A 21522-nucleotide genomic window follows, 5' to 3' on the forward strand; every position below is an offset into this window, starting at 1 on the left:
AATGAATGAAGTTTTATCGCAGGATGAGATTGATCAGCTGCTGATGGCTATCAGTTCCGGTGATTCCGAAACGGAGGAATTCAAGCCGGTTAACGATACGCGCAAAATCAAAATATACGACTTTAAGCGCCCGGATAAGTTCTCTAAAGAACAAATCCGCACCGTTTCGATTATGCACGAAACGTTTGCACGTCTTACGACGACGGCACTTTCGGCCCAGTTGCGCAGCATGGCACACGTTCACGTCGCTTCCGTCGATCAGCTTACATACGAAGAATTCATCCGCTCGATTCCGACTCCGACGACTTTGGCCGTCATCAATATGGATCCTTTAAAGGGAAACGCCATATTGGAAATCGACCCTGCGATTACTTTTTCGATTATAGACCGTCTGTTCGGCGGACAGGGGCAAGCTTCGAAAGTGCAGCGCGACCTTACCGATATCGAACAATCGGTTATGGAAGGCATTATCGTGCGTATTTTGGCGAATATGCGCGAAGCATGGACACAGGTTATCGATTTGCGCCCGCGCTTGGGACAAATCGAAACGAACCCCCAGTTTGCGCAAATAGTTCCGCCTTCGGAAATGGTCGTTTTGGTAACGCTCGAAACGAAGATCGGCGAAGAAGAAGGCATGATGAACTTTTGCATTCCGTATATTACGATTGAGCCGATTATTTCCAAACTGTCGTCGCAGTTTTGGTTTTCGTCCGTGCGCAGAAGTTCGACCACGCAGTATTTGGGCGTGTTAAAAGAAAAACTGTCGTCGGTCGATATGGACGTGGTCGCCGAAATCGGTTCGATCGACCTTCCGATCCGCGACGTTTTAACTTTAAAAGTGGGCGATATCGTCCGATTATCAAATATAAGGGTAGGCGATCCGCTTACGCTTAATGTGGGCAATAAAAAGAAGTTTTACTGTCAGCCCGGTGTTATCGGCAAAAAAATGGCCGTACAGGTTATCGGGAAAATAGACCAAAGCGAAACCGAAGAATTCGAAGAATTATCGGTGGAAGGAGAAGAAGCATATGAGTGACGGCGCCATTTCTCAAGATGAAATAGATGCTCTGTTGGCAGGTGTAGATATGGGCGGCGGAGGAAGTGCTCCGGCCGGCTCTTTCCCTGCGGCATCGCTTGATACCGCGACCCTCGGCAATTTTGCGGCGGAAACCGTCGGGACTTTTTCCAATTCGCTTAAAACGATGACCGGGGCCGATTTTAAAATTCAAAAGCCGATTGTAGAAGTGCTGACCCGCGACGATGTTTTAAAAAAACTGCCGGAAATGGTTGTCGCCGTTATGACCGATTTTTCCGCCGGCCTTACCGGCGATCATTTGTTTTTAATGGATCCCGAACTGGCAAAAAAAATAACGTCGCTCGTCAATAAGGAAACCGCTCCCGAATTGGACGAAATGGCGCTTTCGGTTATTTCCGAAGCGATAGCCCAGCAGGTAGGTACGCAAATTACGCATTTAAGCTCGACGGGAAAACTGCCCGGTTTGGCATCGCGTCCGGCCGAAGCTTTGCATGTGCCCAAGGCGATGGTGCGCTTTCCGCAGGATACCTTTCCCGTTTTTTCGTACCCCGTTTCGGTTGATGGTACCGATTACACGATATGGGAAGCGTTTTCGAGCGAAGCCGCTGCGGGCATTATAAAGGCTTTAAGCCCTTCGGCCGCCCCTCAAACTGCGGCAACCCTTTCTCCTTCCGAGCTTGCGGGTTTGGGCGGCATGGGCTCAGGCGTTCCCGCTTCCGATATGGGAAGCGGGCAGTCGGGTGTTCCGGGCATGAATATTCCGAATGTTCAGTCGGTTCAGTATCCGTCGCTGCAACAAACCGTCAGTACGATGGAGCAGGGCAATATCGGTCTTATCATGGACGTATACATGGAAATGACCGTAGAACTCGGCCGTACGAAAAAACAGATAAAAGAAATCCTCGGCATGGGCGAGGGTACGATTATAGAGCTTGATAAACTCGCGGGTGAACCGGTTGATATTTTGGTAAACCATAAACCGATCGCAAAGGGCGAAGTCGTCGTTATCGATGAAAACTTCGGCGTGCGCGTTACCGAGATTCTTGCACCGATTGAAAGGGTGAGCGATTTGCGCTAAGGGACATCTCGAAAAACTCGCCTTTGGCGATTTCTCCGAGATGTCGCCGAGTTTTAACTCGCTGTATTATCGCGAGTTAAAACATCGCATTTTCAAAGTTACCTCTAAAAACTGCAGTTTTTAGAGGTTTCCTAAAATATCCGGGTGGGGGGCTGATTACGAATATCTCAAAAAAAACGTATAAAACGTTCCGCGTTTTTATGTGTGCGCTTTTTATATTGTGTGCCGCCGCGTTGTGCGCGCAAAGTTCCGGTACGCAAAGTGCAGACTCAAACGGTGCAAGTGCGGTCGCTGCAAACAATGTCGCAGCGGACCGTCAAGGCGCGGGCGCCGCGGGGACGAGGAGCGAAGGTGCATCCGCGTCGAGCGCACAATCGCTGAAAAATTCCGAAAAAGATTTGCTTATCAATACCGGAAGTGCCCCCGATTCCGTATCGGGCGGCGCCCCGAGTACGTTGTGGCTTTTTATCCGCATGATTTTCGTGCTCGCCCTCGTTATCGTCTGTATCTATGTACTCGTATACTTTTTGAAAAAAGGTTTTACGCAGCGTTCGCCTGAAAATCCGTTTTTAAAAAGAGCGGTTTCGCTTACGCTCGCTCCGGGCAAAGCCGTTCACGTTATTACGATGCCGGGCAAGGCCTGGCTTGTCGGCACGGGCGAATCGTCGGTAAACCTTATCGGCGAAATTACCGACACAGAGCTGGTCGACCGGCTGATTTTGGAAGCCGACAAAGTTCCCTCCGAAAAACCGAAAGATTTTGCGGGCATTTTGGCGGCTTTTACGGCGACGGCAAAGCAAACCGAAAACGTGCTGAAAAAGCAGCGCCGGCGGTTTGAAAAAGGAGACGGCAATGAATAAGTTTTGCCGCGTCTGCATGTTTGCCGCCGTCTTTTTTGCCTGTACGGCGCTCTGTGCGCAGCAAGCGGCGGGAAGTCAAAATTTCCCTGAACGCAGCGTGCAGGGAAGGGCGCAAATGCCGTCCGGCGTAACTCCCGTTCAGCTTCCCGCAATAGACGTGCAAATACGGCGCGCGCAAACGGGACAGGAAGTGTCGTTTTACGTGCAGCTTTTGCTTTTGCTTACGGTTTTAACCCTCGCGCCGAGCATTTTGCTGCTTGTTACCTGTTTTTTGCGCTTTTCGATCGTCCTTGATTTTATAAAGCGCGCGCTTTCGCTTCAGCAAGTGCCGCCGACTTCGGTGCTGAACGGCATTGCGTTTTTTTTAACGCTCTTTGTTATGTGGCCGACGTTTACGCAAATATACAACAATTCGTTTAAACCGCTTTCCGACGGACAAATTCCGATAGAGCGCGCGTTCAGCGAAGCCGAAGCTCCTTTGCGCATTTTTATGTATAAGCAAATGGCGAACAATACCGAATATATTTCGCTTTTTATGTCGATGGGAAAACTCGAAAAGCCCGAAACGCTTGCCGACGTGCCCACCTATGCGCTTATTCCGGCTTTTATTTTGCACGAATTAACCGTCGCATTCCGTATCGGTATACTTTTATACATTCCCTTTATTGTAATCGACATGGTTGTGGCAAGCATTCTTATGTCCATGGGTATGATTATGCTTCCGCCGGTACAAATTTCGATGCCGTTTAAATTGATTTTATTCATCCTTGTTGACGGTTGGGGCTTGCTGACTCAGCAGCTGTTTAATTCGATTATACCGTAATTTTTTTAAGGAGGGGGATTTTGTCTTTAGGAGCGATTGTTACCCTACTGCGCGACGGCGTTTTTCAGATTTTATTGCTCGCATCTCCCGTATTGGGAGCGGCGCTCATCGTAGGACTTATCGTGGCGATTTTTCAGGCGACGACATCAATTCAAGAGCAGACGCTGACCTTTGTGCCCAAATTGGCGGCGATTTTGGTCGTACTCGCCCTGCTCGGCGGGTGGATGTTTTCTTCCATGCGGCAATATACGATAAATATTTTTACGATGATAGGCAATATAACCCGCTGATATGCTGAACGAAATCGTCGCTCGCGCGCCGTCTTTTTTGCTTGTCGCGGGCCGCTGCATGGCTTTGTTTTTAACGCTTCCTCTCGTCGCATCGGGAGCCGTTCCGCGTCCGGCGCGGGTCGCGTTGGCGTTTTACGCGGCTTTTTTGGTGCTTCCCTTTGCCTATGCCCAAGGTTGGAACATCGATCCGTTCGGCTTGGAGTATCTGTTTATTTTAATCGGCGAAATTATGCTCGGCGTTATAAGCGGTTTTTATATTTCCATGTTGTTTGCCGCGTTCAGTTCGGCCGGGCAATTTTTCACCTACCAAATGGGTTTCGGCGCTTCGGAAGTGTACGACGCGCTTTCTCAAATAGAAAACCCCCTGATGGGACAGTATTTGAACCTTATCGCGCTTGTGCTGTTTTTGCAGACGGGCGGTTTTCAAAAACTGTTTTTAACCGGTATTTTGAACAGTTTTCAAAGTTTAAACGCTTTTACCCTTGTTGCGCATCGCGGCGATTTTTTAACATTTTTGCTGCGCGGTCTTTCAAAACTTTTTTTTGACGCCATGGTTATCGCACTGCCCATGGTCGGCACGCTTTTTTTGATCGCCGTCTGCATGGGAATTTTATCGAAGGCCGCTCCGCAGATGAACCTTTTGTCGGAAGGCCTTCCCATTACGATTTTGGTCGCCTTTTTTTTATTGACGGTGCTTTTGCCGTACATGGCCGATTTTTTTATACGCTTGTTCGACGCGGCCTTTGCGAACCTTGAACGCTTGTTTGCCGTCACGGGGCAAAGCATATGAGTACCGACTTGTTCCGAATAGATTTGCAGTGGTTTGCCGCGGAAGATGAGGGGCGCACCGAACAGCCTACCGAGTACAAACTGCGAAAAGCCCGCGAAGAAGGCCGCGTTGCAAAAAGTCAGGAATTGAACGGCGCCCTCGTTATGCTTTTGCCCGCTTTAACCGTCATCATCCTTGCGCCGTGGCTTTTTAAGCAAAGCATCGGCATAATCCGTTTTTATTTTGACCGCTGTACCGAATCGCAGCTTACACCCCTTTTGGTGCGCACGTTTTTTTACTACTTTATTAAAATGGTGCTGCCGATTTCTTTAAGCGCTTTGGTCGCCGGCCTTGCGTCGAACCTTATTCAAAACAGGGGCTTTATTTTTTCGACAAAACCGATAGAACCCAAATTTTCAAAAGTGTTGCCGCATTTCGGCGAGTATTTCCGCAAAACGCTTTTTTCGGTTGAAGGCGCGTTCAACGTGTTCAAATCGCTTTTAAAAGTCGTCGTGATTTTCGTCGCCGCGTATATAACGATAAAAAACGATTTGCCGAACCTGCTTGCAATGCTCAATATCAATTTGTGGAGCGGCATCACGCACATTGCGTTTATGACGGCAAAAATTCTGATTGTCGCCGCTCTTATTTTTTTGGCGATTGCCGTTCCCGACTATCTGGTGCAGCGCCGTCAGTTTATCGAATCGATGAAAATGACGAAGCAGGAAGTCAAAGAAGAATTCAAAACGATGGAAGGCGATCCGCTCGTAAAAAGCCGATTGCGTCAATTTATGCGCAGCCTTATGCAGGGCAATATTCGCGACAACGTTGCAAAAGCCGATGTGGTTATAACGAACCCGACCCACTTTGCCGTCGCCGTTTTGTACGACAAAGAAGTTATGCAGGGACCGATGGTAACGGCAAAGGGGCAGGATTTGCTTGCGCAGCGCATAAAAGAAGTAGCGCGCGAAAACGATGTTCCCATGGTCGAAAACCGGCCGCTTGCGCGCGCCCTCTATGCGGAAGCGGAAATCGGTGATATAATACCTGAGGCGTATTATACCGTTCTTGCAACGATACTCGGAAAAATATATGCTATGAAGGGGAAAAAGATTTAACGGGTGGGGAGATGGCGGAAAAAAGAAGTTTTTTTAAAGATATTCCCGATGTTGCGATAGCCGTTGCCGTCGTCGCCATCGTTTTTATGCTTATTATTCCCCTGCCGACGATGTTGTTGGACGTACTTATGGCGACCAACTTTTTGCTGTCGCTGCTTATCCTGCTCATCGTCATGTATACGCCGCGCGCCATCGATTTTTCGTCGTTTCCGATGATGCTGCTTATTTCGACCGTGTACGGCCTTGCGCTGAACGTTTCTTCGACGCGGCTCATATTGACCAAGGGCGCGCAATTCGACGGCAGACTTATAACGGCGTTCGGAACCTTTGTCGTCGGTACGGGCGGCACGCAGGGGCTCGTCATCGGCTTGGTTATATTCATCGTATTGATTGCGGTTCAAGCCCTCGTTATTACAAAGGGAGCGACGCGCATCGCCGAAGTTGCCGCCCGGTTTACGCTGGACGCCATGCCGATGAAACAGGCCGCGGTCGAATCCGAATACAATCAGGGTGCCATAACCGAAGATGAAGCGCGCGTCAAAAAACTTGAAATACAGCGCGAAGCGGACTTTTACGGTTCTATGGACGGTGCGACCAAGTTCGTGTCCGGCAACGTAAAAGTCGGTATCTTTATAACGATTATAAATCTTTTTGTCGGTATTATTCTCGGCATGGTTTTGCGCCGGGAACCGTTCGGCCAAGCCGTACAAACCTATGCGAAATTTACCATCGGCGACGGATTGCTTTCGCAGATTCCTTCTTTGTTTATTTCCGTCGCGACGGGCCTTATTGTCGCCCGCACGGCATCGGACGGAAAGTCGTCGATGGGGCGGGAATTAAGCAGGCAGTTTTCGCAAAATGCGTGGATTTACTATGTTGCAAGCATTACGATGGCTTTTATCGGGTTTTTGCCCGGCTTTCCGTGGTACGTGCTTGTTCCGATGGGAGCGGCACTTTTTTACATTGCCCGTAAATTGCAGTTAAAGCAGGCGAGCGCTTTTGCCGCAAAACTTGCAAAGGAAACCGAGCGCCGCCAAACGCAGGGCGGTCCCGTCGCCGATATAAGCCCCGTGGTGCCGCTTGATCCGCTGTCGCTGGAATTGGGCTTTGCCCTCATTCCGCTCGTCGATAAAGAAAAGGGCGCCGAACTTTTGGAACGCATTACGCGCATACGGCGCGAATCGGCTTTGGATATGGGCTTGGTGGTGCCGCCCATACGAATTATCGACAATATGCAGCTCAGCCCGAACGAATACTGCTTTAAGATAAAAGGAGCGGCCGTCGGTTCAAGCCGCATCCGTATGGGCTGGTACATGTGCATGAACACCGGCGCGGTAACCGAAGAAATAGCGGGTGAACCGACGACGGATCCCGCATTCGGCCTTCCGGCAATTTGGGTTTCCGAAGTCGACCGCGAACGGGCCGAGCGGGCAGGCTATGCGGTTGTCGATCCGCCGACGATAATCGCAACGCATTTAACCGAACTGATAAAATCGCATGCGGCCGAAATCCTCGGCAGGCAGGAAATTCAGTCTATTGTCGATACGCTTAAAAAAGAGTATCCGGCCGTTGTCGAAGAAGTTACCAAACTTTTTAACATGGGAGAAATTCAAAAAGTCATGCAGGGGCTTTTGCGCGAACAAGTGTCCATCCGCAACATGGTTGCGATTTTCGAAACGCTCGCCGATTTCGGTCCGGTAACGAAAAAGACGGACATACTCGTGGAAAAAGTCAGGCAGGCTTTGGCGCGGCAAATCTGTCTGCAGTATGCCGACGAAAACCGCACGATGCATGTGCTTACGATTGCCCCGGATTTTTTGCAAAAACTGGTTGCAAGCCGCGTAGACACGGTGAACGGCCCTATTGCCGGCTTGGAACCGGCGCTGCAGCACGAATGGATTGCCGCCGTAAGCGCTTCGGTTGCATCCGTTCAGGGCAAGGGTTTTATGCCCGTTATTTTGTGCCCCGAAGAAGCGCGCATATTGGTAAAAGTCAGCACGGAGCGCGAAATGCCCAACCTTGTTGTACTGTCGGTTCCCGAAATCGTAAACGATATAAAACTTGACAATTTAGGAGAGATAAAAGTTGGCGTTTAACAGTGCTTCGCAAATGCCGTCGGTTATGCGCGGAGATTCATATGAGGATTGCGTTAAAAAAATACGCGACATTTACGGCAGGGATTATCAGATTATTCGCCGGGAAGAAGTCGCTCCGGAAGGCTTTTTCGGCTTTTTGAAAAAAAAGCAGTTTGAAGTAACGTATACGCCGGTGCCGCCTTCCGCGTACCGGATGCCTGCAGCGTCGGCGCCGTTAAATTTTGAAGAAGAACGGCGCAAGATTCTCGAAGCGGGCAAAGATTTTTCAAATCCGCAAATGAAACTTGTTTTGGACGAAATACGTTCTTTGCGCCGCGACCTTGACGAAAAAACGGCCGTGCAAAACGACGAACATCCGACCGTAAGCAAAATTCAGGAATTGATGCGCAAAAACGAATTTACCGGCGCGTACATAAAAAATATAATCGAAAAAATCCGCAAAGAGTATTCGTTGGAAGATTTGGACGACTTTGAAAAAGTGCAAAAGTCGGCGGTCGATTGGATAGGCGAAAGCATTAAAATAGCCGATACGAATTACACGTCTTTCCCGCAGGTTATCGTGCTCGTAGGTCCTACGGGCGTGGGAAAAACGACATCGGTTGCAAAACTTGCCGCAAGTTATATTGTCAAGGGCGGGACGGTGGACTCTTCCGTGCAGCGCGTGCGCATCATTACGACCGATGCCTTCCGCATCGGCGGCCATAATCAGCTTGAAACATACGGCGGCATTATGGGCGTTCCCGTTTCGATCGCCGATTCGAGCGAAGATATGCAAAAACTGTTGCGCTTATATTCAAACGATGTCGATATTATCTTTGTAGACACAACCGGACACAGTCCGAAAGACTATGAAGGACTTGCGAAAATGCGCAAAGTGCTCGACTTTAAAGGAATTCGGCCGCACGTTTTTTTAGCCGTTTCGGCATCGACAAAGGTCAGCGATTTGCGCACGATTTTGCAGCAGTACGAGATTTTCGGTTACGATGCGCTCATTATAACCAAAATGGACGAAACCGACTGCATAGGAAGCATTATCAGCGTTATGGACGAAAAGGGAAAATCGTTGGCGTATTTTACCGACGGACAGCGCGTACCGCGCGACATTGAAAAAGCGAATGCCGTGCGCATGCTTATACAGCTGGCGGACTTTAAAATAGACCGGGAACACATAGACGGAAAATTTTTGCCGAAAGGTTAGGAAAGTAAATTATGGAAGATCAAGCATCCGAATTACGGGCAATGATGCAGCGCCGCTTGGAAACGGGCGCGCCGTATCAAAACGAAAGAGTCGTTAACGGAAACAAAACGCGCATTATCGCCGTTACGAGCGGGAAGGGCGGCGTCGGAAAAACGAACATAGCCGTCAATATGGCGATCGCCTATGCGCAAAACGGCAAGCGCGTTATTCTTATCGACGGCGATTTGGGCATGGCGAACGTAAACGTTTTGCTGGGTATATCACCTAAGGCGAATCTTTTGGATGTTATAAACAATCGCCGCCGCATAGCCGAAATTATCACCGATACGGAATTCGGCTTTCAGTTTATTCCCGGTGCAAACGGCTTTTCACGCATAGCGAATCTTACGAATGCGGAAATGGATTTTTTCGCTTCCGAATTTACGACACTGTCCAGCGCCGACATTATCATTATCGACACGGGTGCGGGTATCGCGCAAAATGTTTTGGGCTTGCTTACGGCCGCCGATGAAGTGTACGTCGTTACGACTCCGGAACCCACGTCCATTACCGACGCCTACGGTATCATAAAAATCATTGCAACCGAAATGCTCGACAACAGACCGAACTTAAAGCTTTTGGTAAACCGCGCCCATTCGGCCTCCGAGGGCAAGCGGGTTGCCGAACGCATTATAACGATTGTAGGCCAATTTTTGAATTATCAAATAGACTATTTGGGCTTTATTTACGACGATCCGGCCGTTTCATCTTCCGTGCTGCGGCAAAAGCCTTTTTTGATTTCCCAGCCGAACGCAAAATGTTCCATGTGCATAAAGCACATTGTCGGCCGTATCGAAAAAACAAAACTGGATACCGAAGAAGGCTTTGCGCGCTTTTTCAGAAAAATACGACGCAAATGGTAACGGAAAGCCGCGCTATTTAAAACAAGGACTTGACCTTACGGCTTTTTTGGCTTAATCTAGTATCGGAGGGGACAGTGTTTAACCTTAAAACCGCAGTAATCGGAGCGGCGGCGGGTTTTGCCGTATCGTTTATTGCGGGAATAATCGGCGGCGTCGATTTTTTGATTATTTTGCTGCGGGCTCTGCTGTCGGCCGCTTTTTCCGCCCTTTTAATCAGCGGCGTCAGGTTTTTATACGTGCGGTTTCTCGGCGAAGAACAAACCGAAGCTCCCTCCGGTGCGGTAAAATCTTCGCCGGCCGGCAGCGTCGTCGACATAACGCTTGACGATGCGGAACTTCCCGACACCGATACCGCCCCCGATTTTATCGTCGGAAGCGGCATAACGAATCCGTATAAAGAAGACGGAGATAAAAAGGCGGCCGCAAGCGAAACCGAGGCTGCTAAAACGGCTGAAACCGAAACTCCTTCTCGACTCGACGCGCAAACCGTGCCGCACGAAACCGTTCGGGACGACTTTGTTCCGTATGACTTGGGAAAAACGCCGCCGCAAAAAAACGCGTCGTCAGCCGAAAGCGCTCCGGTTACACCTTCAGCCGCTTCCGCCGGGACCGGAAACGGCCAAGCCGGCGCGGATAGTCCGGATGCAGGGGCTTCCGATGCTGCACAAGGGGCGACGCTTGACGAAAATACCGGCGGCGATAGCGTGCTCGATACGCTTCCCGATTTGGAGGGCTTTACGCCGCAGGAACACTATGCCGACGATGGAGGCGACGATTTTTCGTTCGGGAACTCTTCCGACGACTTTCAGCCCCGATCGATGCAGAGGAACGCTTCGGTCGATTTAAGCGATGCGAAAAATATAGCCGCCGCCATACGAACGGCTTTGCATAACGAAACATAAAAGCGTATATATGATGATAAAGGGTGTGGAAAATGGGGATGTCGCTTTTTGAGCAAAAAACGGAAGAGGAGCTTTGGATTGAATTCAGAAAAACCGAATCGATCCAACTGCGCGACGCTTTTATACGGCAGTATATGCCGCTCGTAAAATACGTTGCCGGCAAGGTTGCCGTCGGCATGCCCGGGAATGTCGAATTCGACGATTTGGTCGGATTCGGTCAATTCGGTCTGCTCGACGCGATCAATAAATTCGATCCGGAAAAAAACGTCAAATTCAAAACCTATGCCGTAACCCGCATACGCGGCGCCATCTTCGACGAATTGCGTCAAATGGACTGGGTGCCCCGTTCCGTACGGCAAAAGTCGCGCGAAATCGAAGATACGATTGTCGAACTTGAATCGCGTTTGGGGCGTACCGCCAGCGATGAGGAAATCGCAGCGGCTATGAATATGAGCCTCGACGATTTTCATCATGCAATGCTTAAAGTGTCGGGCACGAGCGTGCTTTCGCTGAACGACGTGTGGTATTCGGGAGAGGACTCCGACAAAATGTCGATCGGCGACAGCATAGAATCCCCGTCGAGCTTAAACCCCGACGTTATCGTGGAACGCGAAGAAATAAAGCGCGTTATTACCGAAGCGATAAACGAACTTCCCGAAAAAGAAAAAATGGTGCTTGTCTTGTATTACCACGAAGATCTGACATTTAAAGAAATAGGGCAGGTTTTGCAGGTAAGCGAATCGCGCATATCGCAGCTGCATGCGAGCGCGAATACCCGCTTACGCGCAAAGCTTACGAATATTCGCAAGGGAATTATGTAAAGCGAGGTTGCCGTGATTACGCTTGAAACCATCAGAACCGATATGGAGCAGTTGCTTGAGCAGGAAAAAAATCTGCGCTATGTCGACGTGCGGGCCGACACCTTGGATGAAGCGTTAGCAGACGCGGCTTCTCAGCTGGAAACCCGCCCCATGTTCTTGGAATACGAAGTTTTGGAGCAGGGCTTTAAAGGCATTGCCGGATTAATGAAAACGCCGTGGTTTATCCGCGCGTATGAAAATTCTTCGCTGACGCATAAAAATACAAAAAAGAAAACAAACAAAGACATGCTTGCCGGTGCATTCGAAGATTCGGGCAAGCCGAAAGACGCGGACGGAATTTTCTACGTGCATTATTTCGGCTCGCAGATCAATCTAAAAGTCATTCCGCCGGTCGGCAAAGGAGCGCCCGTCGATTTCGAAAGCGTTATGGCAAAAATAAAACGATCGGATACGCTTTCGGTTGAAGAAAGCGTCATCAAAAAGGCGGTTGCCAAAGGCTCGGGCGGAGAGTATATTCCCGTCGGGCTGTATTCGCACAATCAGGCGGGAGACGCGACTTTTTACGTGGATATAAGCGCCGACGAAATGAAAGCGTCGATTGTTGCGGCGGCTCCGGCTATCGGCGGCGCCGAAATTTCGGCCGACCGCATACTGAAAATGCTCGACGGTCAGCGTGTCGTCGTCGGCATAAACAAAGAATACATCGATTCGTTTGTCGACAAGCCCGTGTACGGAACGCCGTACGTCGTTGCCGAAGGCATTCCGCCGGTCGACGGCAGGGACGCCTACATTGCGTACAATTTTGAAACAGACCGCTCAAAACTCAGAATTAAAGAAAGCGAATCCGGCCAAGTCGATTTTAAAGAGCTGAACCTTATTCAAAACGTTATCGAGGGGCAAACGCTCGCTCAGAAAATTCCCGCCGAACGCGGAAAAGGCGGTAAAACGCTTTTCGGCCGCTATTTGGAAGCCAAAAACGGCAAAGACATTCACATTCCGCTCGGAAAAAACGTTACGCTCGATACGGACGGCCGCACCGTACTCGCCGCCGTCAACGGGCAGGTTCTTTTGGTAAACGACAAAATCACCGTTGAACCGGTTATGGAGCTGGACGCCGTCAATATAAAAACCGGCAATATTACCTTTTTGGGAACGGTTATCGTCAAGCACAATGTCGAAGACGGTTTCGACGTGCATGCCTCCGGCAATATCGAAGTGCGCGGCAGTGTCGGAAGCTGCCGGCTCGAATCCGATAACGGCGATATTGTCATATCGCAGGGTATCATGGGCAAAGACAAGGGGTTTGTAAAAGCCGGCAAATCGTTGTGGGCGAAATTCATTCAAAACAGCACGGTCGAAGCGGAAGAATTTATCATCGTGCAGGACGGTATTATCAATTCAACCGTTACGGCGAACAAAAAAGTGCTCGTGCAGGGAAAACGCGCAAGCATTATCGGCGGGCACATATTCGCTACCGAAGAAATATACGCTAAAAACGTCGGCAACAGCACGGGCGGAAGCGAAACGATTCTCGAAGTCGGCTTTGATCCGAAGGCGAAAAAACGGCTCGACGAATTGATTGCGACCCAGGATGCGCGCGCAAAAGAATTGGACGAAGTTGAATTGAACATTCAAACGCTGCAAAACCAAAAGAAGGTGCGCCGGACGCTTTCGCACGAAAAAGAAGAAAATCTGAACGCGCTTATCGCGCGCCAAAGCGACATTCACGCCGAAACCGAAGAAATGACAAAAGAAATTCAAGACTTGCAGACGCGCTTACGCGAGCTGAAGGTTGTGGGAAAGGTTTCCGTTTCGGGCATGGTATATGCCGGCGTTAAAATTCTTATTCGCGATGTAAAAGAAGAAGTACGCAACGAATCGAAGGCGGTAACCTTCTTTTACGAAAACGGCTTTATCCGCTACGGTAAATACGAACCGCCGTCGGAAGCCGACGCAAAGCGGAGTCCCGATGGGTATTCAACCAATTGACCTGCAAACCCTCTATTCTCAACTGGGCAATGTGTCGAAAACCGTCGCGTTTCAGCAGCAGGGAATTCCGCTGCAAAACGCCATTCAGCAGGAAGAACAAACCAAGCGATTACAGCAAAAACGCGAAGCCGTCGAAGCCGCCGCCGGCTATGACGAAGGGCCTGCCGGCGTAAAAAACGATAAGGAAAGCGCTCCCGACACGCAGGAACAAAAAGACAAAAAAAAACGCGGCGAAAACGAAGCGGAAGACGACGGCAAGGTATTTGAAGTGATTAAAGATCCCCGTCTCGGACAGCACATCGATATTTCCGGGTAAAAATATGGCGCAGACGGTATTGCTGATTATTGTAACGGTTATCAATTTAACGCTGTGGTTCGTTTTTTTTGCGCGCTTTAAAAAGACCTTTTCGGCCGAGGTTATGCTGCACGACATTAAAGACGAAGTGAATAAACTGCTTATCGAAATAAATCGGACAACCGACCAAAATATTACGCTCATAGACAGCCGCATCCGCGATTTAAAAGCTTTGACGGATGCCGCCGACAAGCGGTTGAACTTTTTGCAAAAAGATCAAAAAGAGCGTGCGCGCGAAGAGCGGGTTTTACAAAAACTTTCGCCGGTAAAAAAATATCAAAACATGCAAAAGCGCGCGGACGATGAAAGCGGCGTTCAGCTTTCGATCGATTTTGAAGCGTACCGCGTCCCCGAAGAGTTCGGAGAACCGGCAGAATCCGCAGAGCCGATAGAGCGGGCGGAGCCGGAAGTTATTTCGAGTCCGAAAAACGAAACAACGGTGGAAAAAAGCGTTATGCGGTTCTACGAAGACGGCATGGCGGTCGACGATATTTCAAAGCGGCTCAAACTGCCCATCGCGCAAGTACAATTTATCGTGGATTTTTATTTGACTCGGTAAAAAAGCGGTTGACACAAATAAGGCAACAGTGTATTATATACGACGTTATGCCGCTGTAGCTCAGTCGGTAGAGCAATGGACTGAAAATCCATGTGTCGACAGTTCGATTCTGTCCGGCGGCAGGCAAAGGACTTTATAAAGGCTTTCCCTTTATAAAGTCCTTTTTTTATCCATAAAAATCGATTTTCCCGCCCGCCTTTGCTTGTCGGTCGTTATAAAATAATGTATACTGTGCCGTATGAATTGGTTACTGTTTACGGGCAAGGAAGATGCGGGAGAAACGGAATCTCTTGTCGCCTTTTTTAAATCGAAAAAAGTTCCGTACGGCATTATCGGAGCGGACGCTGAAGATTTTTTGCATGCGCATAAAGCGGAAAAAGACGACACAAAAAAACTGTACGCGCAGCTGCATAGAACCACCCACTGTATTTGCACGGGCATGGACGATATTCCTCCGTCGCCGCTCTTTTTGTATGCGGCGGGTTTGTTTTCGGGCAAACGGATTCCCGTGTTTTTGGTTCCGTCCAAAGGAACCTTGCCGGATCGTATTGCCGATTCACTCGGGAAAACCTTTGCCGACGTGCCGACTTTGCTTAAATCGCTGAAAAAGAATTTTCCCGAATATATAAAGCAGGAAGTGCAGAATTCGATAAAAAAGAAACTTTTTAATTTGGGCGTTCCGCTTACCCCCGATTCTTTTTCGAACTATATTGCGCGCGGCGATTTGGATATTTCAAAATTATTCGTTAAAGCCGGTATGGATGCAAGTATCTGCGATTCGGCGGGAACTCCGATGCTGTGCATTGCAACCCGAAGCAATAAGCTTCCCCTCGTTTCGTGGCTCGTAAAAATCGGCGCCGATATAAACGCCGCATCGGAAGACCGCGGCTACACGGCGCTCATGGATGCCGTGTGGAAAAACAATTACGAGATTGCCGAACTTTTGGTTAACGCGGGTGCCGACATAAACACCGTTGCAAAGGACGGTCAGCCGCTCATGGTTATTGCGACCGGCATTTGCAATATAAAAATCTGCAAACTGCTTTTTAAAAACGGCGGTGATATTACCGTAAAAGACCGCATGGGAATGTCGGCCTTTGATTACGCGAAGCTGTTTAAAAAGCAGGTTCTTATAGATTTGTTTAAAGCGAAGTGCCGATGAAAACGGTCGTTTTTGCAGGCGGCGGAACCGGCGGCCATATTTATCCGGGGCTGGCGGTTGCGGACGAATTAAAAGCGCTCGCCCCGAATGTGCGTGTCGTATGGTTCGGTTCTTCTGCCGGCCGCGACAAAGAAATGGTGTGCTCGAATAAAAATGAGCGCGGCCTTCCGTCCGCCGATTCCTTTGTCGGAATTCCTTCGGGAAAGCTGCGCCGCTATTTTTCGCTGAACAACGTATTCGATTTATTCAAAGTGATTGCGGGGTTTTTCGTTTCGCTTTTTTATTTGGCGAAAATAAAGCCCGCCGCCGTTTTTTCCAAGGGCGGCTTTGTGAGCGTTCCGCCCTGCGCCGCGGCCAAAGTTTTGCATATTCCCGTCTATACCCATGAGTGTGATTTTTCGCCCGGCCTTGCGACGCGCATAAACAGCCGCTTTGCTTCGCGTATATTGCTTTCGTACGAAGAATCGCGCCGTTTTTTCCCCGAACGCATGCGGAACAAACTTTTTGTTACGGGAAATCCCGTACGTCCCGTTTTTTATGCGGCGGATGCGAAAAAAGGACTTTTGTTTTTAGGTTTGGCGCATACAAAACATAAACCGATTTTGCTTGTGCTCGGCGGTTCAAGCGGCGCGCGGCAAATAAACAATCTGGTATTTGAAAACCTCGATTGGCTGTGCGAACGTTTTACGGTCGTTCATCAAACGGGAAAGGGCGACGATTTTAAAAAAGCGCGCTTTCTTGCACAAAAAATAAACGGAAATGCCGACATCAAAACAAACGCGGCCGCAAAAGCCGAAAAAACGGCTGATGCCGTCACCGGAGATGCCGGCCGTAACCGGTATGTGCCCTACGATTTTATCTATAACGATATGCCGGATGTGCTGAGCGCCTGCGACATCGTGTTTTCGCGTTCGGGAGCCAATACGCTGTGGGAAAGCGCCGTGTGCGCAAAGCCCATGTTGCTTTTGCCGCTTGCGGGTTCCGGCACGAGAGGCGATCAGGCGGAAAACGCGGCACGGTTCGAAAAATGCGGTGCCGCGCTGGTGTGCGATTCGCTGAAAGACGAGCGCGCTTTATCGGACGAGGTAAAAGATGCGCTTGAAAAGTTACGCGATGAGCGATTCAGGCTGTCGATGGGCAAATGCGCATTAAAAGCCGTAGGAACGGAAAAGAGCGCACGAAAAATTGCCGATATGTTATACGGGAGTATCAATAAAAAATGACCTTTAATTTTCTTGATGTTGTTTTTATGGCGCTTATATTGGTGTGCGCCATACAGGCTGCAGTTAACGGCTTTATAAAAGAATTTTTCGGTAAAGCCGCCTTTGTGCTCGGTATCTTTGTTGCGGTAATGCTTTATGCACAACTGACGCCGTATATAAACCGATATATAAAATCGGCTTTCGTATCACAGATTCTGGCGTTTTTGCTTATATTTATTTTGATTTATTTAATAGTTCGTCTTGTTCAGCAGCTGGTCGGCAGTTTTTTTTCGGGCGACATACTTTCAGGATTGGATCGCGCGCTCGGTTTTTTTTTCGGAGTTGCCGAAGGTCTTCTTTTAATCAGTGTCGTGCTGGTTATTTTGTATGCGCAGCCGTGGTTCGACATAGGGCCTTTGGTGAAAGGCAGCTTTTTCCATCGAATGTTGGAAGCCTTATTGGTAAAACCGGTGAGCAGGGTTCAGGATCTTATCGCCTGCGTTTTTTTTGCGGGAGAGCGATTCCGTGTTTGAAAACCTGCTGTATCAAAGCGCCGCCGATTTTCTTGCCGACGATATTGCGAACGGAAACCTTCCGCAAGCGCTGCTGTTGGCGGGGCCTGCGATGTCGGGAAAGCTTACCGCCGCTTTGGAGCTTGCGCGCGTTCTTTCATGCAGCGGGGACCCGAAAGGCGCGTGGCAGTGCTCGTGCCCCTCGTGCATAAAACATAAAAGTTTAACGAACCCTTCCGTACTTTTGGCGGGAAGCCGCGACTGCACCCCGGAAATAAGCGCGGCGGCACAAACGCTTGTGCGTGCCGTTCGAGACCGGGCTTCTTATGTTGGGGCTGCCCGCTATCTTTTTGTGCGCAGCGTGCGCAAATTAACCGGCCGCTTTAATCAAGTGCTGTGGGAAGGCGACGAAAAAGTTTCGAAAATCGCCGCGATCACTTCGGTGATAGACGAAATGCTTGAGGAACTGGATCCCGCACGGCCGCTCCCCGAACTTTCCGCATTGGAAAAATCCGCAGAAGCCCTTGGTGCGCAGTGTATAAAACTGGAATCTTCTTTTATGTACGATTCCGTTCCCGTATCGCAGATACGGCGTGCGGCCTCTTGGGCGCGCTTAACCGCAACAGAGGGCAAACGCGTTATGATATTCGAGCGCGCCGACCGTATGCAGGACAGCGTACGCAACGCTTTGTTGAAAATCCTTGAAGAGCCGCCGGGCGATACTTTTTTTGTTTTGACCGCCGAGTGGAAAAACGCCGTACTGCCCACCGTGCTTTCGCGCGTGCGAACCTATGCCTTTGCCGAGCGCAGTCCCGATCGTCAGCGGGAAGTCGTTCGGCGCATATTCCATGAGGACGGCTATAATTCGGTTTCATCGTATTTAAACGGGTTTTTGCCCGTCGGCACCGAAGACATTCAAACTGCGGCGCGGACTTTTACCGACGAGCTTAAAAAAGGAGATGTTCCCGACATCGATGCTCTGGTTAAACGGATGAAAAACTTTGAGCCGCGCATTATGCTTTCGCTTTTTTTCAACGCCGTGCTGGATGCCGTTAAACAAGCGTGCGGTTCTTCGGCCGGAGGCGATTTTTCTTTCGAGGCGTATAAAACGCGCATAACTAAAGAAGTCAAGCGTTCGTACGAAGACATCATCGTGTATAATCAAACGCCCCTTGCCGCATTGGAAAGTTTGGCGTATGCGTTTTTGGAAGAAGGAGAACGATGAGGGACTTTGTAAAGCGCGTAACGAGCAAGGTTTCAAAATTAACGCCAGATCAAATACAGCAGCTTTTGGATTCCTTAAATGAAGAAAGCGAAGTGTTGGATGCGGTTTTCGAATCGCTGAGCGTTGGTCTTATAATTTGCGATTCGCATTGGCAGCCCGTTTTAATCAACAAAATGGCGTTCAGCTGTATTCCGCTTACGGTACAAAATCCCGCCGGCACACTTGTGTGGGAACTGGTCGAAGATGAGGCCGTTGCCGATTTTTTAAAAACGAACGGCAATACGCAAAAAAAGTACATCAGCGAAGAATTCACGCTTGCAACTCCGGGCGGTGCGGCGCGTTTTGTGAATATAGCGATTTTGCCCTTAGTGCGCGCAAAAAAACTTTCGGGTTATATCGTGCAGATAGACGATGTAACCGAAAAACGTAATCAGGAAACGCTTATCCGCCGCATGGAAAATTTGGCAAGTTTAACCAATTTGGCGGCAAGCGTCGCACATGAAATAAAAAATCCGCTCGGCGCCATAAGCATTCATATTCAGCTTATACAAAAATCGTTAAAAAAAGCACGAAAGAGCGGCGGAAAACTTCCCGATGAAAAATACGCGGAAAAATATCTTGAAACCGTAAACGAAGAAATAGACCGGCTTAATCAAATCATCGTCGATTTTTTATTCGCGGTTCGTCCCGTTCACGCACAACTTGAAGCCGCGGATCCTTCCGCGCTGCTTGATTCTTTTACGGACTTTATACAAGCGGAACTTAAAGAAAAGCACATCAGCCTGAAAACCGAATATATCGAAAAGGCGCCGCACATTATGCTCGACCCGAAACTCTTCCGTCAGGTTTTGAATAATTTGGTGCAGAATTCGATTGCCGCAATGCCTACAGGCGGCATGCTGTGGCTGAACACGGCGGTGAAGGGCGAGCGCTTTGTGCTGAGCATTGCCGATACGGGAACGGGTATGGATGAACAAACCGTCGCCCGCATATTCGAGCCGTATTTTACGACAAAGGCTCAGGGTACGGGATTGGGCTTGACGATGGTGTATAAAATCATAAAAGAATTCGGCGGAGATATCAGCGTAAAATCTTTTCCGGGCGAAGGAACGGTTTTTACGCTGAGTTTTCCGATTCCGCAAAAAGAAAAGCGGCTTTTGGAATACGGCAAAAACGACGAACTCGGGAGCTGAGCATGCAGTACACGATATTGATTATAGATGACGAAAAAAACATCCGCGAAGGATTGGGCGCCGCGCTCGAAATGGAAGGCTATAAAATCGCCTTGGCTTCGGACGGCAAGGCGGGCTTGGAGCGGCTCGTAAAAGGCGATATCGATTTGGTTATAACCGATTTACGCATGCCGGAAGTGAGCGGCGAGCACGTGCTTGCAAAGGTTACGGCCGAAAATCCCGGAGTGCCGGTCATCGTACTCACGGGGCACGGAAGCATAGACAGCGCGGTCGACGCGATGCGTAACGGTGCCTACGATTTTTTAACGAAGCCGCTCAATTTGGATCAGCTGGTACTTATCGTAAAACGCGCGCTGCAGGGCAGGGAACTTGTTTTAAAACACAAAGAACTGCAGGAAGAATTGAACAGCCGCAAGTCTTTCGAATCGATTATCGGCAAAAGCGCCGAAATGCAAAAAATATTCGAAATCGTGCGCAAAGCCGCCGGCTCAAAGGCCTCGGTTTTGATAACCGGCGAAAGCGGCGTCGGCAAAGAACTTATCGCAAACGCGCTGCATAATTTATCGCCCCGGCGCGACAATTCGCTTATAAAAGTTCACTGCGCCGCGTTGTCGGAAAATCTTTTGGAAAGCGAATTGTTCGGTCACGAAAAAGGCGCCTTTACCGGCGCGACTTCGCTTAAACGGGGCCGCTTCGAGCTTGCAAACGGCGGTACTATTTTTTTAGATGAAATCGGCGAAATAGATCAAAACGTTCAGATAAAGATTTTGCGCGTGCTGCAGGACAAGCGCTTTGAACGGGTCGGCGGCGAAGAAACGCTGGAAGTCGATGTACGCGTTATTGCGGCAACCAACCGCGATTTGGAAGCCGAAATCGCAGCCGGACGTTTCCGCGAAGATTTGTATTACCGGCTCAATGTCGTTCACATTCACGTGCCGCCGCTTCGCGACCGCCGCGACGACATTCCCCTGCTTATTACCGCTTTTTTGCAGGAGTTCGCAAAAGAAAACGGAAAAACGATTGAAGGCATAGATTCGCGTGCACGCTCGGCTTTGTATAAATTCGATTGGCCGGGCAATATACGGCAGCTTCGCAACTGTTTGGAAAGCGCCGTCGTAATGAGTTCGGGCCCGATAATAAAACTTGAAGATTTGCCCCCGTCGATTGCCGGAAGCAGCCAAGCCGATATTATCGAAGTGCCGGCCGGCATTCCGATGGCCGAAGCCGAAAAAATGCTTATACTACAAAACCTCGCGATCAATAAGGGCAATAAAACAAAAACCGCCGATATACTCGGCATCGGCCGTAAAACGCTTCACCGTAAACTCGACGAATATGCCGGGAAGGCGGGGCTTCGGCATGAATGAAAATCGGTAAAAAATATCAGCTTCCGATAAGGCATGAAAAAAAGCGCCCGTTCAGGCAATTCACT

The 21522-nt window shown here is 49.4% G+C and carries 21 protein-coding genes and 1 tRNA gene; all 22 read left to right on the top strand.

What is annotated here, in order from left to right; all coding sequences use genetic code 11:
• Window position 1: 1 nt before the first annotated feature.
• The 22 genes from fliM (at window position 2) to HMPREF9194_RS04855 (ending at window position 21457) form a co-directional block, all read left to right on the top strand.
• A complete protein-coding gene (gene fliM, locus HMPREF9194_RS04750; protein ID WP_016525242.1) occupies window positions 2-1036 on the top strand; it encodes a flagellar motor switch protein FliM in 1035 nt (344 codons plus the stop codon).
• The gene (gene fliN, locus HMPREF9194_RS04755) at window positions 1029-2114 is read left to right on the top strand and encodes a flagellar motor switch protein FliN (RefSeq protein ID WP_016525243.1); all 1086 of its coding nucleotides are present in this window, start codon (window positions 1029-1031) and stop codon (window positions 2112-2114) included. Before fliM ends, fliN begins: the two co-directional genes overlap by 8 nt.
• A 200-nt stretch (window positions 2115-2314) precedes the next feature.
• On the top strand, window positions 2315-2974 hold the full coding sequence (locus tag HMPREF9194_RS04760; RefSeq protein WP_016525244.1) for a FliO/MopB family protein: 660 nt from the start codon (window positions 2315-2317) through the stop codon (window positions 2972-2974).
• Complete coding sequence (gene fliP / locus HMPREF9194_RS04765; protein ID WP_016525245.1) at window positions 2967-3797, top strand: flagellar type III secretion system pore protein FliP; 831 nt, start codon at window positions 2967-2969, stop codon at window positions 3795-3797. Before HMPREF9194_RS04760 ends, fliP begins: the two co-directional genes overlap by 8 nt.
• A gap of 17 nt (window positions 3798-3814) precedes the next feature.
• Complete coding sequence (gene fliQ / locus HMPREF9194_RS04770) at window positions 3815-4087, top strand: flagellar biosynthesis protein FliQ (RefSeq protein WP_211209570.1); 273 nt, start codon at window positions 3815-3817, stop codon at window positions 4085-4087.
• 1 nt (window position 4088) lies between these two features.
• Window positions 4089-4877 (top strand): flagellar biosynthetic protein FliR, encoded by a 789-nt coding sequence (fliR, locus tag HMPREF9194_RS04775; RefSeq protein ID WP_016525247.1) that lies wholly within the window; start codon window positions 4089-4091, stop codon window positions 4875-4877.
• Window positions 4874-5974, top strand: a complete 1101-nt coding sequence (gene flhB, locus HMPREF9194_RS04780) for a flagellar biosynthesis protein FlhB (RefSeq protein WP_016525248.1) — start codon at window positions 4874-4876, stop codon at window positions 5972-5974. The genes fliR and flhB overlap by 4 nt, the downstream gene beginning before the upstream one ends.
• An 11-nt stretch (window positions 5975-5985) precedes the next feature.
• Window positions 5986-8070 carry a flagellar biosynthesis protein FlhA gene (gene flhA / locus HMPREF9194_RS04785; RefSeq protein WP_016525249.1) on the top strand — a complete coding sequence of 695 codons (2085 nt, stop codon included), beginning with the start codon at window positions 5986-5988 and terminating at the stop codon, window positions 8068-8070.
• Window positions 8060-9268 carry a hypothetical protein gene (locus tag HMPREF9194_RS04790; protein WP_016525250.1) on the top strand — a complete coding sequence of 403 codons (1209 nt, stop codon included), beginning with the start codon at window positions 8060-8062 and terminating at the stop codon, window positions 9266-9268. The genes flhA and HMPREF9194_RS04790 overlap by 11 nt, the downstream gene beginning before the upstream one ends.
• Window positions 9269-9279: 11 nt before the next feature.
• Window positions 9280-10170, top strand: a complete 891-nt coding sequence (locus HMPREF9194_RS04795; RefSeq protein ID WP_016525251.1) for a MinD/ParA family protein — start codon at window positions 9280-9282, stop codon at window positions 10168-10170.
• 74 nt (window positions 10171-10244) lie between these two features.
• Window positions 10245-11072, top strand: coding sequence for a hypothetical protein (locus HMPREF9194_RS04800; protein ID WP_016525252.1), 828 nt, complete (start codon window positions 10245-10247; stop codon window positions 11070-11072).
• 32 nt (window positions 11073-11104) lie between these two features.
• On the top strand, window positions 11105-11893 hold the full coding sequence (gene whiG, locus HMPREF9194_RS04805; protein ID WP_016525253.1) for an RNA polymerase sigma factor WhiG: 789 nt from the start codon (window positions 11105-11107) through the stop codon (window positions 11891-11893).
• A gap of 12 nt (window positions 11894-11905) precedes the next feature.
• On the top strand, window positions 11906-13882 hold the full coding sequence (locus tag HMPREF9194_RS04810; RefSeq protein WP_016525254.1) for a FapA family protein: 1977 nt from the start codon (window positions 11906-11908) through the stop codon (window positions 13880-13882).
• The gene (locus HMPREF9194_RS04815; RefSeq protein ID WP_016525255.1) at window positions 13863-14198 is read left to right on the top strand and encodes a hypothetical protein; all 336 of its coding nucleotides are present in this window, start codon (window positions 13863-13865) and stop codon (window positions 14196-14198) included. The genes HMPREF9194_RS04810 and HMPREF9194_RS04815 overlap by 20 nt, the downstream gene beginning before the upstream one ends.
• Window positions 14199-14202: 4 nt before the next feature.
• The gene (locus tag HMPREF9194_RS04820) at window positions 14203-14796 is read left to right on the top strand and encodes a hypothetical protein (protein WP_016525256.1); all 594 of its coding nucleotides are present in this window, start codon (window positions 14203-14205) and stop codon (window positions 14794-14796) included.
• Window positions 14797-14845: 49 nt separating this feature from the next.
• Window positions 14846-14918, top strand: a tRNA-Phe gene (locus tag HMPREF9194_RS04825).
• Window positions 14919-15034: 116 nt separating this feature from the next.
• Complete coding sequence (locus HMPREF9194_RS04830; protein WP_016525257.1) at window positions 15035-15958, top strand: ankyrin repeat domain-containing protein; 924 nt, start codon at window positions 15035-15037, stop codon at window positions 15956-15958.
• Window positions 15955-17181, top strand: a complete 1227-nt coding sequence (locus tag HMPREF9194_RS04835) for a UDP-N-acetylglucosamine--N-acetylmuramyl-(pentapeptide) pyrophosphoryl-undecaprenol N-acetylglucosamine transferase (RefSeq protein WP_016525258.1) — start codon at window positions 15955-15957, stop codon at window positions 17179-17181. The genes HMPREF9194_RS04830 and HMPREF9194_RS04835 overlap by 4 nt, the downstream gene beginning before the upstream one ends.
• Window positions 17178-17693: a CvpA family protein gene (locus tag HMPREF9194_RS04840; protein WP_016525259.1), complete on the top strand. Its 516-nt coding sequence runs from the start codon at window positions 17178-17180 to the stop codon at window positions 17691-17693. The genes HMPREF9194_RS04835 and HMPREF9194_RS04840 overlap by 4 nt, the downstream gene beginning before the upstream one ends.
• Window positions 17686-18897 (top strand): hypothetical protein, encoded by a 1212-nt coding sequence (locus HMPREF9194_RS04845; RefSeq protein WP_016525260.1) that lies wholly within the window; start codon window positions 17686-17688, stop codon window positions 18895-18897. The genes HMPREF9194_RS04840 and HMPREF9194_RS04845 overlap by 8 nt, the downstream gene beginning before the upstream one ends.
• A complete protein-coding gene (locus HMPREF9194_RS04850; RefSeq protein WP_016525261.1) occupies window positions 18894-20090 on the top strand; it encodes a two-component system sensor histidine kinase NtrB in 1197 nt (398 codons plus the stop codon). The genes HMPREF9194_RS04845 and HMPREF9194_RS04850 overlap by 4 nt, the downstream gene beginning before the upstream one ends.
• A gap of 2 nt (window positions 20091-20092) precedes the next feature.
• Complete coding sequence (locus HMPREF9194_RS04855) at window positions 20093-21457, top strand: sigma-54-dependent transcriptional regulator (protein WP_016525262.1); 1365 nt, start codon at window positions 20093-20095, stop codon at window positions 21455-21457.
• Window positions 21458-21522 lie beyond the last annotated feature (65 nt).

This window comes from Treponema maltophilum ATCC 51939 (genome assembly GCF_000413055.1).
Lineage (GTDB): Bacteria > Spirochaetota > Spirochaetia > Treponematales > Treponemataceae > Treponema_C > Treponema_C maltophilum.

Coding starts and splice junctions, on each gene's coding strand:
- fliR (WP_016525247.1), top strand. CDS start 4,089: ATGCTGAACGAAATCGTCGCTCGCGCGCCGTCTTTTTTGCTTGTCGCG.
- HMPREF9194_RS04760 (WP_016525244.1), top strand. CDS start 2,315: ATGTGTGCGCTTTTTATATTGTGTGCCGCCGCGTTGTGCGCGCAAAGT.
- HMPREF9194_RS04820 (WP_016525256.1), top strand. CDS start 14,203: ATGGCGCAGACGGTATTGCTGATTATTGTAACGGTTATCAATTTAACG.
- whiG (WP_016525253.1), top strand. CDS start 11,105: ATGGGGATGTCGCTTTTTGAGCAAAAAACGGAAGAGGAGCTTTGGATT.
- HMPREF9194_RS04815 (WP_016525255.1), top strand. CDS start 13,863: ATGGGTATTCAACCAATTGACCTGCAAACCCTCTATTCTCAACTGGGC.
- fliN (WP_016525243.1), top strand. CDS start 1,029: ATGAGTGACGGCGCCATTTCTCAAGATGAAATAGATGCTCTGTTGGCA.
- fliM (WP_016525242.1), top strand. CDS start 2: ATGAATGAAGTTTTATCGCAGGATGAGATTGATCAGCTGCTGATGGCT.
- HMPREF9194_RS04830 (WP_016525257.1), top strand. CDS start 15,035: ATGAATTGGTTACTGTTTACGGGCAAGGAAGATGCGGGAGAAACGGAA.
- flhB (WP_016525248.1), top strand. CDS start 4,874: ATGAGTACCGACTTGTTCCGAATAGATTTGCAGTGGTTTGCCGCGGAA.
- HMPREF9194_RS04795 (WP_016525251.1), top strand. CDS start 9,280: ATGGAAGATCAAGCATCCGAATTACGGGCAATGATGCAGCGCCGCTTG.
- HMPREF9194_RS04835 (WP_016525258.1), top strand. CDS start 15,955: ATGAAAACGGTCGTTTTTGCAGGCGGCGGAACCGGCGGCCATATTTAT.
- HMPREF9194_RS04840 (WP_016525259.1), top strand. CDS start 17,178: ATGACCTTTAATTTTCTTGATGTTGTTTTTATGGCGCTTATATTGGTG.
- flhA (WP_016525249.1), top strand. CDS start 5,986: ATGGCGGAAAAAAGAAGTTTTTTTAAAGATATTCCCGATGTTGCGATA.
- fliP (WP_016525245.1), top strand. CDS start 2,967: ATGAATAAGTTTTGCCGCGTCTGCATGTTTGCCGCCGTCTTTTTTGCC.
- HMPREF9194_RS04855 (WP_016525262.1), top strand. CDS start 20,093: ATGCAGTACACGATATTGATTATAGATGACGAAAAAAACATCCGCGAA.
- HMPREF9194_RS04850 (WP_016525261.1), top strand. CDS start 18,894: ATGAGGGACTTTGTAAAGCGCGTAACGAGCAAGGTTTCAAAATTAACG.